This window comes from Streptomyces malaysiensis subsp. samsunensis (assembly GCF_024519315.1).
GTDB classification, from domain to species: domain Bacteria; phylum Actinomycetota; class Actinomycetes; order Streptomycetales; family Streptomycetaceae; genus Streptomyces; species Streptomyces malaysiensis.
Map to the genome: position 1 here is coordinate 100,649 of NZ_JANIIC010000037.1, position 10,057 is coordinate 110,705.

At 73.3% G+C, this 10,057-nt stretch carries 7 protein-coding genes; 2 read left to right on the plus strand and 5 right to left on the minus strand.

Features of this window, described 5'->3' with window-relative positions:
* Positions 1 to 212: 212 nt before the first annotated feature.
* Positions 213 to 1,019: an SGNH/GDSL hydrolase family protein gene (locus tag NQU54_RS28695; RefSeq protein ID WP_257633597.1), complete on the plus strand. Its 807-nt coding sequence runs from the start codon at positions 213 to 215 to the stop codon at positions 1,017 to 1,019.
* Here NQU54_RS28695 and NQU54_RS28700 read toward each other — a convergent pair.
* From NQU54_RS28700 to NQU54_RS28715, 4 genes are all read right to left on the minus strand, one after another.
* The gene (locus NQU54_RS28700) at positions 1,008 to 2,657 is read right to left on the minus strand and encodes a serine/threonine-protein kinase (protein WP_257633598.1); all 1,650 of its coding nucleotides are present in this window, start codon (positions 2,655 to 2,657) and stop codon (positions 1,008 to 1,010) included. The two genes, NQU54_RS28695 and NQU54_RS28700, sit on opposite strands and share 12 nt — an antisense overlap.
* A 45-nt stretch (positions 2,658 to 2,702) precedes the next feature.
* Positions 2,703 to 4,277 carry a HoxN/HupN/NixA family nickel/cobalt transporter gene (locus NQU54_RS28705; protein WP_372506066.1) on the minus strand — a complete coding sequence of 525 codons (1,575 nt, stop codon included), beginning with the start codon at positions 4,275 to 4,277 and terminating at the stop codon, positions 2,703 to 2,705.
* Between the two features lie 254 nt (positions 4,278 to 4,531).
* Complete coding sequence (locus tag NQU54_RS28710) at positions 4,532 to 5,893, minus strand: tetratricopeptide repeat protein (RefSeq protein WP_257633600.1); 1,362 nt, start codon at positions 5,891 to 5,893, stop codon at positions 4,532 to 4,534.
* 173 nt (positions 5,894 to 6,066) lie between these two features.
* Entirely contained in the window at positions 6,067 to 7,581 is a 1,515-nt protein-coding gene (locus NQU54_RS28715) for a DUF4331 domain-containing protein (RefSeq protein WP_079257087.1), read from the minus strand.
* Positions 7,582 to 7,803: 222 nt separating this feature from the next.
* On the opposite strand from NQU54_RS28715, the gene NQU54_RS28720 reads away from it, so the two are divergent.
* Positions 7,804 to 8,067, plus strand: coding sequence for a hypothetical protein (locus tag NQU54_RS28720; RefSeq protein ID WP_069868903.1), 264 nt, complete (start codon positions 7,804 to 7,806; stop codon positions 8,065 to 8,067).
* Between the two features lie 230 nt (positions 8,068 to 8,297).
* Here NQU54_RS28720 and NQU54_RS28725 read toward each other — a convergent pair whose 3' ends face one another.
* Positions 8,298 to 9,506, minus strand: a complete 1,209-nt coding sequence (locus NQU54_RS28725) for a type ISP restriction/modification enzyme (RefSeq protein ID WP_257633601.1) — start codon at positions 9,504 to 9,506, stop codon at positions 8,298 to 8,300.
* Positions 9,507 to 10,057 lie beyond the last annotated feature (551 nt).

Consider the following 10,057-nt stretch of genomic DNA (forward strand, 5'->3'; position numbering starts at 1 on the left):
CCGGACCTATGGACCTATCGGCCATGTATCGAAAGATTTTTGCCAACTACACGCATAGATCGGCCGCCTGCGCGGGATGACATATCCATGTCACACCGCCGCAACGAACCCAACCCCCACACGGTGTGACTGACGGTTTCGAACGTGATTGCCCGTTTGTCGGGCTATCGCGCCTCATATCGGCACAGCAGTGATCCTGCTAGGGAGATCGAATGAAACTGTCCAGACTCACGGCGACGATGGGTGCGTTCGTCGTCGGTGCCGTCCTCGCCCTCACCGGGGCCGGCTCGGCCCAGGCCACCGAGAACAGCGCGGGCCCCGCCTATGTGGCGCTGGGTGACTCCTATGCGTCCGGCGTCGGCGCGGGCAGCTACGACAGCGCCAGCGGCAGCTGCAAGCGCAGCACCAAGGCGTACCCCGCGCTCTGGGCCGCCTCGCACGCCCCCTCGAGCTTCAACTTCACCGCCTGCTCCGGCGCCGAGACCGGCGATGTGCTGAACAACCAGCTTGGTCCGCTGGGCTCGGGCACCGGTCTTGTCTCCATCTCCATCGGCGGCAATGACGCCGGCTTCGCCGACATCATGACCACCTGTGTGCTCCAGTCCGAGTCCACCTGCATCAACGCCGTCAACAGCGCCAAGACCTTCGTCCAGAACACCCTGCCCGGCAAGCTGGACCAGGTCTACAACGCCATCAGCGCCAAGGCCCCCTCCGCGCATGTCGTCGTCCTCGGCTACCCGCGGTTCTACAAGCTCAACGGCTCCTGCATCGTGGGCCTCAGCGAGGCCGAGCGCGCCGCCATCAACAGCGGCGCCGATGCGCTCAACTCCGTCACCGCCAAGCGCGCCGCCGACCACGGCTTCAGCTTCGGCGACGTCACCACGACCTTCACCGGACACGAGATCTGCTCCGGCAGCGCCTGGCTGAACAGCGTCACCATCCCCATCGACGAGTCCTACCACCCCAACGCCGCCGGACATTCCGGTGGCTACCTCCCGGTCTTCAGCTCAGCCGCCTGACCTGCCTTCGCCACGACTCGCAGGGGAGGAGGTTTCGGTCGCCGGGGCCTCCTCGCAGACCGTGGAGAAGGAGACATGCCCGGAGGTGCCGTCCTCGGGCGTCCTGGTCTCCACCGCGATCCAGTCCTCATGGCTGCCGCCCGCCGAATACGACAGCTCGGTGTGGCGCACCGTCCGCGACCTGTCGCCGCCGAACGCGACCGTCTTCCAGCCCGGATCGGACACCTTCCCGCTCCCGGTGATCCAGCGGTACTCCACCGTCGCGGGCGCGCGGTTCACGGTGATCGTCGCCGTGAAGGACGGCGCGCTCCCCTCCGGGGGCGGACAACTGCCCTGATACTCCGCCCGCACCGGCTTCACCACGACCGTCACGGACAGGGCGGGCGGCCGGGTCGTACCGCCGGAAGGGGCGTCGGAGGCGTTGCGCCCGCCGTCCCCGCTCTCCGCGTCCTCGCCCCGGTCGTCCCCGGACCCGCCGTCCGCAGGGCTCGCCGTGCCCGTGCCGCCGCCCCCGCCGCCCTCATGGCCCGAGCCGTTGTCCCGCAGCAGCGCCCAGGCCAGCCCGGTCAGCGCCAGCACGGCCAGCAGCGCCCCGGCCACCAACGCGGCCACCGCCGCCCGCTGCCGCCGTGGAGGCGGCGGCTCATCGGTGGGCCCTGGGCCGTCCGGAGCCGGGGGATACGCACCGGGCGGAGGAGACGGGGGCGCCGCACCGGGCCCCGGTAACCGGCCCAGGGGCTCGGTCTCCGCCGTGGGAGCCCGTCCGAACGCGCCCGCGGCTGACACCGAGCCGCCGCCCGGCGTGCCTCCCGCGGCCACCAGCCGCAGCAGTCGCTCCGCCTCCGCCGCCGGCAGCCGCCGCCGCGGATCCTTGTCCAGCAGCCCCGCCAGTACGGGCGTGAGCGGCCCGGCCCGGCGCGGCTCGGGCAGCGACTCGTCCACCACGGCGCGCAGCGTGCTCAGCGGGGTGTCCTGGCGGAACGGCGAGACCCCCTCCACCGCCGCGTACAGCAGCACGCCCAGCGACCACAGATCCGCCTCCGGCCCCGGCGGCCGCCCCAGGGCGCGCTCCGGGGCGAGGAACTCGGGGGAACCCACGAGCTCGCCCGTCAGCGTCAGCGCCGAATCGCCCTCCACCACCGCGATCCCGAAGTCGGTGAGCACCACCCGGCCGTCATTGGCCATCAGCACATTGGCCGGTTTGACGTCCCGGTGCAGCACACCCACCGCATGCGCGGCGCGCAGCGCTGCCAGCACCTCCGCGCCGACGCGCGCGGCCCGCGCGGGCGGCAGCGGCCCCTCGGCGTCGAGCACATCGGCCAGCGAAAGACCGCGCACCAGCTCCATCACGATCCACGGGCGGCCCTCCATGGCCACGTCGTACACCGTGACCACATTGCGGTGCGAGACCCGCGCCGCCGCCCGGCCCTCGCGCTCCAGCCTGGCGTACAGCCGCTCGATGTCGCGGTCGCCGAGCCCGGCCGGAGCCCGGACCTCCTTGATGGCGACCTCGCGGCCCAGCGCCTCGTCGTACGCCCGCCACACCACGCCCATACCGCCCCGGCCCAGCTCGCCCAGCAGACGGTAACGTCCCCCGCCCACCCACTCGCCCCGCCGCCCGGCACCCTCTTCGCTCATGGCCGAGCCCTCCCTCTCAACCGAGCAATTCGGGCTGAATCTACCTCAGCCGAGCGTGGTTGCCGCCCCCCTCAACACCAATCCGCACCCCAGCGCGAGCACGACGGCGGCGGTCCCCACGGGCGAGGCACGGCGCACCGCACCCAGCAGCCGGTCGATCCGGCCCCCGGACCCCTTGCGCGCCGCCAGCCGCTCCGTGGCCCGCGCCCCCAGGCGCACCGCGGCGAACCCGGCCAGCGTGAGCGTCAGCGCCAGCCCGAGCCCGTACGCCACCACCAGCACGAAGCCGAACCACGCCTGCCCCAGCGCGGCCGCGCCGACGAGCACGATGACGGCCGACGGGCTGGGGACCATGCCCCCGGCGAAGCCGAGCAGCAGCGTGCCGCGCAGGGTTGGGCGCACCTCGTGGGTGTGCGCGTGGCCGTCGCCGTGGTCATGGGTGACCGTATGGGCGTGGCTGTGCGGGTGGGGGTGCGCATGGTCGTGTGGGCGGTCGTGGCCGTACGTGTGCTCATGGCCGTGGCCGTGCTCATGGTCATGGCCGTGCGCATGGTCGTGGCCGTGGTGATGGGCCTGTACGTGCCGACGGCGGCGCAGCGCCTTGCGGAGCAGCCCCGCCCCGGCCACCGCCACCAGTGCGCCGCTCGCGATGCCCAGCCACGAGATCACCGAAGGGGCGGCCGCCGAACCCGCCGTGACCAGCAGCCCCAGCGCGAACACCCCCAAGGTGTGCGTCACCGTCACCGACGCGCCCAGCGCCAGCACATCGCGCAGCGCGCCGCGCCCGCCCGCCGCCGCGGCCGCCGCCATCATCGTCTTGCCGTGGCCGGGGGCCAGGGCGTGCATCGCGCCCAGCACCACAGCCGTGGCGAAGGCGGTGAGGGCGAAGCCGAAGGTGATGTCATGGCGCGCCACCATGGAGGTCAGCGCCTGCGTCCACCGGTCCACACCGCGCGGCAGCACCGATGAGCCCACCGCGCCGTCCCGGCCGGAATCCGCCTCCGCCGCGGCGGCGAGCGCGGGACCGCCCGCCGTGACGTTCAGCGTGGCCGACCGCTGATCGGGCGGCGAGGAGAGCTGCCCCGACGGGTAGCGGGTCAGTCGGTGGGAGGCGGACGCCCTGGGGACATCGGAGTCGGTGAGCGTCATACGGTCGCCCCGCGCGGTCACTTCCCGCCAGCCAGGGCCCGTACCGATGTCCCGGGGGCGATACCCGACCGCCGCCCGTTCGCCGTGCCCCAGGGCGGCCGTCAGCCGGCACTCCACCCGCAGCGTCGGCAGCCCGGCCTGGCCGGGGCGCTGACGGGCCAGGGCGCGCCCGTCGCGTACGGGCACCTCGCGTCCGTCGACCGTCAGCCGCGCCCCCTCCGCCGCGTCCGCGCACCGCCGCGCCGCCCATGCGCCCAACTCCCGCCCGGACAGCGCGTCGTCGCCGTCGCGGTCGATCTCCGGTTTCGCCTGGGCGGAGGGGATCTCGGCGAGGTCCTCGACATGGTCGATCCGCAGCGTGCCGGGGGCGACCACCAGCCCGTCGTAACGGTTGACGGTGAAGTTGCCGAGCGGATGCGCCTCGGCACTCCCGGCGGACAACACCACCAGCGCGACACCCCCCACCAACACCCCGGCAGCCGCCACCCGCCAACGCCCGCTCCGCTTCGGGGCCGTGCTCCGCGCTCCGCCGACGCTTGGCCAGCGGGGCTTCGGGTGGGTGGCAGGGGCCTCGTCCTCGGTTTGGGGAGGGTTTGTCAGCCGACAACGGATGTGCCGTTTCGGGGTCGTGCTCGGGTTTTCGCCGGTGGGGGCTTGGGGGCGGAGCCCCGGGTGGGGGGTCGGGGGCTGGGCCCCGGTTCGGGGAGGGGCGGGGTGGGGGAGAGTCATCGGGCACCCCCCAGCCCCTTCAGCGCCGCCTTCGCCGCCCGCGCCCCCGTCGGCGAGAACCCCGGGTTCAGGTCGAGCGCGGCCTTAAAATGGCGGCGCGCCGACCGGCCGTCGCCGAGGGACTTCTCGATGATGCCCCGGTGGTAGAGGAACGCCGCGTTGCGGTAGCCCGGCTCGGCCGCGCGCTCGGCGTACTCCAGCGCCTCCTCGTCCTCGCCGTTGCGGTGCAGCGCCCAGGCCAGCGCGTCGGCGGTGTGCACCGTCCGCCGCCGGTCCCATTCGGCGCGGGCCGCCTTCAGCGCCTCCTTCGCATCGCCGTGGTCGGCCGCGACCAGCGCGCTGTCCAGGTCGGTCGCCACCCCGTTGGCCCGTGCGAGCGCGAACCAGGTGTCCACCACGGAGTACTGCCGGCGGGCCATGGCCCGGTCGCCCCGCGCCTCGTACGCCTCGCCCAGCGCCGCGAGCTCCGCGGGCAGCGGATAGCGCCGTACGACCGCCTCCAGATCGCGGATCCCCGCCTTCTGACGGCCGTCCGCGACCGAGGTGCGGCCGCGGCCCTCCACCGCCGGGAGATAGCCGGGCACAGCGCGCAACGCGGTGGCGTAGGCCCGCCGTGCCGCGTCGTACTCGCCCTGGTTCCCGGCCAGTTGGCCGAGCGCCGTCGAGACGTAGGCGATATCGCTCGGCGAGGTCGCGGAGTCCCGCGCACGCAGCAGCACCCGGCGCGCCCCGGCCGGATCGCCGCGCAGTTCGAGTACGTAGGCGAGGCGGGTGAAGACGGGGATGCCGGGGCGCAGGGAGTCGGCCTTCTCGGCGGCCGTGTACGCGTCCCTGTAGCGGCCCAGCTCCACGAGGGCGTCCACCCGGACGGCCAGCGCGCCCTGGCTGTAGGAGTTCACCTTCAGGGCCTTGTCGGCGTCGCGCAGCGCACCGTGGAAGTCATGGCGGGCGGCGGCGAGCGAGGCGCGCCCGGCGAGCGCCACGTCGTTGTCGCGCGGCTGGAGGGACAGGGACCGGGCGAACGCCTTGTCCGCCTGCGGATAGCGGGTGGGGTCGCCGCTGGTCCTGGCCTGCTCCACATAGGCCGAGCCCAGCCCGGCCCAGCTCTCCGCGTCCTTCGGCTCGGCGCGCAGATGGGTCTGCATCGCGTCGATCTGCCGGGCGAGGCCGTCGCCGCTGAGCTGCTCGTACCGCGCGGCGGCCGGGCGCACCGCGCGGGCGGTGGCCTGGCCGTCGCCGGACCCGCCCGATCCGTCCGAGGCGTCGATCCCGACCGAGGCGGCGGTCAGCCCCGCCGCGAGCGCGACCACCACGGCCGCGGTGCGGGCCGTATGGGGGAGGAATGGCCGAAGAGCCATGGTGACAGCTGCCTTTCGCATGAGCACGAACGCGCGGCGGGGCGGGCGAACGGAGGGGATGGGCTGAGGAGGGGATGGGGGACAGGCCGGGGAAGGGAGGAACGTGGGCGCGGCCGCCGCGCGGGTGTCGGCGGGGCCGCGCCCGGTGGTACGGGCCCGATGGCACCCGTGGTTCAGTGCCGGCGCGGACGGGGAGCCCGCCGGCGCGACCGCATCCACAGGAATCCGAGGCCCAGCAGCAGCACGGCCCCGCCGCCGGCCGCCGCGGACCCGGCCAGCAGCATGTTGTCGTCGGAGGAGGAATCGATGCCCGAACCGCCGTTCAGCAACGACTGCCCGGCGCTCTTCTGGACGGCCTTGGCGTCCGAGCCGGAGCTGGGCGGCGCCAGATACGGGAAGGAGCCGCCGAACTTCTGGTCGTTCTCGTCGACCGCGTCGCCCAGGTCGTTCTTCTTGCCGAGCAGTTCGCCCTCCATGGCCTGGAGCGCGATGTCCAGGACGTCGTCGGAGAGCCTGCGGCCGTTGGGGAAGCCCGCGTTGTCACCGTCCAGGACGCCCAGCCGCTTGGGGCTGCCCGCGGGCGGGATGGAGGTGTTCAGGCGCAGCATCTCGGCGGGGCGGACGTCGGGCGGCTGGTTGAGCTTGGGCACACCGGTGAGGAACGCCTGCACCAGGTCGTCGCGCGGGGCGTCGGGCGCCTTGATCTTGTAGATCTGCTCGACCAGCTTGGGCAGTTCGGGGTCCTGGACGAACTTCAGGAACTGCCCGTCGTCCCATGGCGCGGAGGCGTTGAACTTGTCCTTGTCCTTGCGCGGGATGACCACCTCGTTGACCAGCGGGCTGCCGAGCCGGGAGACCTGTGTCCAGTCGCCGTCGGCGGTCTGGCGGTGGGTGGTGGCCCATACGCCGATCACCGGCTGGTCCTTGGACTCGGCCAGCGCCGACGTCGGCACCTGGAGCGCCATCGACTGGACGTTGTAGCCCTTGAGGGTGTCATTGCCGACCTCGGACATGTCGCCGCCGTACAGCAGGTCGAAGACGCGCAGATCGAGGAAGAAGGGGTCGTCGGACTGGCCGGCGAAGGCGGTCGAGCCCCCGCTGTAGCCGATCTTCCGCACCGCCTGGTCGCGGAGCTTCTGGTAGTCGGGCATGGACGCCTTGCCGACGTTCGACGGGGCGACCGGCAGATCGTGGCCGAGCGTCGCGCGCGCGACGGCCTTCTGCTGCCTCAGCTTGATGACCTCGAGGTCGTATGTCTGGGTGAAGTTGAGGGTCGCGTCCTCGATCGAGTTGACCGGGCCGGTGTTGTAGAGGAACGTGTCGCCGTTCTTGACGTGGTCCTTGAAGGTCCACCGGAACAGCAGATCGCCCTGGCCGTCGCCGTCGTTGTCGACGTGCAGGTCATAGCGGGCGTCATGGGCGAACTTGTAGAAGTTGGGGCCGCCCGCCGGGTCCTGGAACGGCAGCACGTTGACGACCATGGTGGTCGTGTCCGGCTTGTCCGGGCTGACGAACGCGTAGACATCCGTGGCGTCGTACTGCGGCTGACCGGAGATCAGCGGCGCCTCACGGTGGCTCGAAGCCTGCGCCGTCCCCGGCTGGAGTACGGCCACACCGGCGGCGGTGAGCCCGCCGGCGGCCAGTGCACAGCTGACCAGCGCGGCCAGGCTCTTGGTGATTGCGGTCATCCTGTAGGTCCTTCGCACGCTTGTTGGAGCAGTCCTTCAAACGGCTATTCGGGCCTGGTGAGCGGATGGATTGGTCTGCCCGGGAATTTGTTTGCGCGTGATAGGTATCGTCAACACCCTTGACGTGGTGGTGAATCCGGAACCTGGGATGCGTGGGTGACGGCTCGGGGAGGTAGGGTTACTCTGCCCGGGGCGGGTGCCCTCGTACGGGTGGGGAGTGTCATGGAGCAGATAACGGTACGGAGCAGGCCACGAGTGCCTGCGATCAACTGCGGAAGCGGTGCGTCAAGCGCGCGCCTCGAGCGCCATCTCGCGGTGATGGGCGGCCCTGCCGTCCCACAGCGGGAGGCGGAGAGTGCTGCGGTGCTGATGCAGGAGCTGATCGCGCGCGATCACACGCGCGCGAAGAACAGCCGGGGTGCGCGGGTGTCGCTGTTCGCGCCGCTGCGCCGGCTGCGCCGTTCGCTGTTCGGCAATCACGGCTGATCCAGCCGGCCCGTAGGCGTCTTCGTCGTCATCCCGGGCAGGCACGGGGTCATCCGGTTCGCTCCAGCCGGTGAGTCCGTGCTGTGATCCACCCCATGCTGCTGCCGTGGGATGCCGACGAGAGGCCGGATACGGCCGCGCCCCCACCGCGCGGCCGTGGCCGGTGACGGGCGCGCCGCCCGCATTTCAGAGTTTCCGCTCACATCTCGGAGTTTCAGCGAGATGCGGGCTCAGAGCAGGGCGAACTGCCCCTCCGGGCCCTCCTCGTGGTGGTCCAGCACGGACGCCGGGCGCCGGGCCGCCCCGGGCACCGGCAGCACCCCCGCCTCCCGCAGCTCCTCCGCGTCGATCAGCGCGCCGTCCGCCAGCCGGTCGGCGAGCGCCCGTAGCTCCGGGCGCAGCTCGGCGAGCAGCGCCAGCACGGTGATCAGCTCCAGCAGCTCCGAGGTCCAGACGGACGGCCAGTCCGCCGGGCGGATCGCCTCCAGCGTGCCCGGCTCATATGGGGCGGGGCGCTGCTCGAACCAGGTCTCCAGCACCCGTACCCCGGCCGCCCGGAACTCCCAGGCGGCCCGTGGCACCGGCGAGATCCGGCCCTCGCCCAGCAGCAGGGCCTCTTCGTCCGGGTCGTAGTCCAGGGAGTCCGGCAGCCCGCTCGACGGAAGCGCGGCACGGACATAGGGGCGCCTGCCGCCCGGCATACGCGGGCGTTCGCCACTGTGCGCCCCGCGCGTATGGAGCCACAGCGCACGGCGGCCCAGCTCCACGCCGGACTCCCACACCTCGGGGTCGGCGGTCAGGGGGACGGCGCACGGGGCGCCGCGCGCCGAGGCGGCGGTCCAGGCCAGGAAGTCCTCGGCGGTCACCGGGCGGCCGAGCCGCGCGGTGAGGTGGTCCAGCAGCCCGGGGGCGAGATTGGGCTCCTGTCCGCCGGGGCGGCGGTAGAGCGGACGGATACGGCCGGGGCGGCCCGCCGGGGAGTGGCCGTCCGGCAGCAGCGCGGAGAAGGTGAGCACCGGGTCCGGGTCCGGTCCGGTGGCCTCGACGACATGGATCTGCCGGTCGTCCGCCACCCGCCACAGCTCGGGGCGGGCGGCGTCGATCAGCCGGTGATCCGGTATCAGCCACTGCTGGTCGAACGGCCCGTGCGCGATCCGCACCGGTTCGGGGCACGGCCCGTCCGCGCGCGCCAGCCGGGCGGTGGAGGTGGCCTGGCCGGGCAGCTGCGGTACGGAGCTGTGCAGCGTACGGGCGCGGGTCGGGCGGAACAGCGCGGCCCGCCCGGCCTCGTCCCCGGCCCGTGTCAGCCGCTCCCAGCGCGCCCCGAGCGAGGCCGCGTCCGGCCCCATGACCCAGGCCCGCCCGAGCCGCAGCGGCCCCACGGCCCACGGCATCAGGTCCCCCAGCGGCGGCGCCTCACGTTCTCCCACGCCCGGCATGGTATCGATGCCGCCCTGTCCTTCCAGGGGGCTGCCCGACGTCGTCCGGTCGCCGCTCGGTGGCTCCGCCCGCCGTGGCCACGGCAGAGGCTGGGTGAGGGGCGTCGGACCGGCTGGGATCTTTCCCCTCCCCGCCCCTTCCCGAAACTGGGGCTCCGCCCCAGCCCCCTGGGGCTCCGCCCCAGGCTCGGGGGGCTCTGCCTCAGGCCCGGGGGCTTCCGCCCCAGGCCCTTTGGGCCCAGACCCCCAGGCCCCAGCCCCCTGGCCCCAGCCCTCTGCCCTCTGGCCCCTGGCCCCTGGGCCCTGGGCCCCGGGGTCTGGGGTGGAGCCCCGGTTGTGGGAAGGGGCGGGGAGGGGAATGGCTCGCCGCAGGCGCCGCGGCCGCCGCTGGACGCGGCTGGGGCGAGCGGAGCTGCCGGAGCGACATCGTCCGCCGCCCTCCGGTGGCCACGAAGGGGCGCGGGCTGTGTCGATGTGCGGCTCCGCCGTGCTGCGGGCGCGACCGGCCACGGGCCCCAGCCCTCTGGCCCCTGGGCCCAGGCCCACCCCGG

Coding starts and splice junctions, on each gene's coding strand:
- NQU54_RS28700 (WP_257633598.1), bottom strand. CDS start 2,657: ATGAGCGAAGAGGGTGCCGGGCGGCGGGGCGAGTGGGTGGGCGGGGGA.
- NQU54_RS28720 (WP_069868903.1), top strand. CDS start 7,804: ATGGAGCAGATAACGGTACGGAGCAGGCCACGAGTGCCTGCGATCAAC.
- NQU54_RS28710 (WP_257633600.1), bottom strand. CDS start 5,893: ATGGCTCTTCGGCCATTCCTCCCCCATACGGCCCGCACCGCGGCCGTG.
- NQU54_RS28695 (WP_257633597.1), top strand. CDS start 213: ATGAAACTGTCCAGACTCACGGCGACGATGGGTGCGTTCGTCGTCGGT.
- NQU54_RS28725 (WP_257633601.1), bottom strand. CDS start 9,506: ATGCCGGGCGTGGGAGAACGTGAGGCGCCGCCGCTGGGGGACCTGATG.
- NQU54_RS28715 (WP_079257087.1), bottom strand. CDS start 7,581: ATGACCGCAATCACCAAGAGCCTGGCCGCGCTGGTCAGCTGTGCACTG.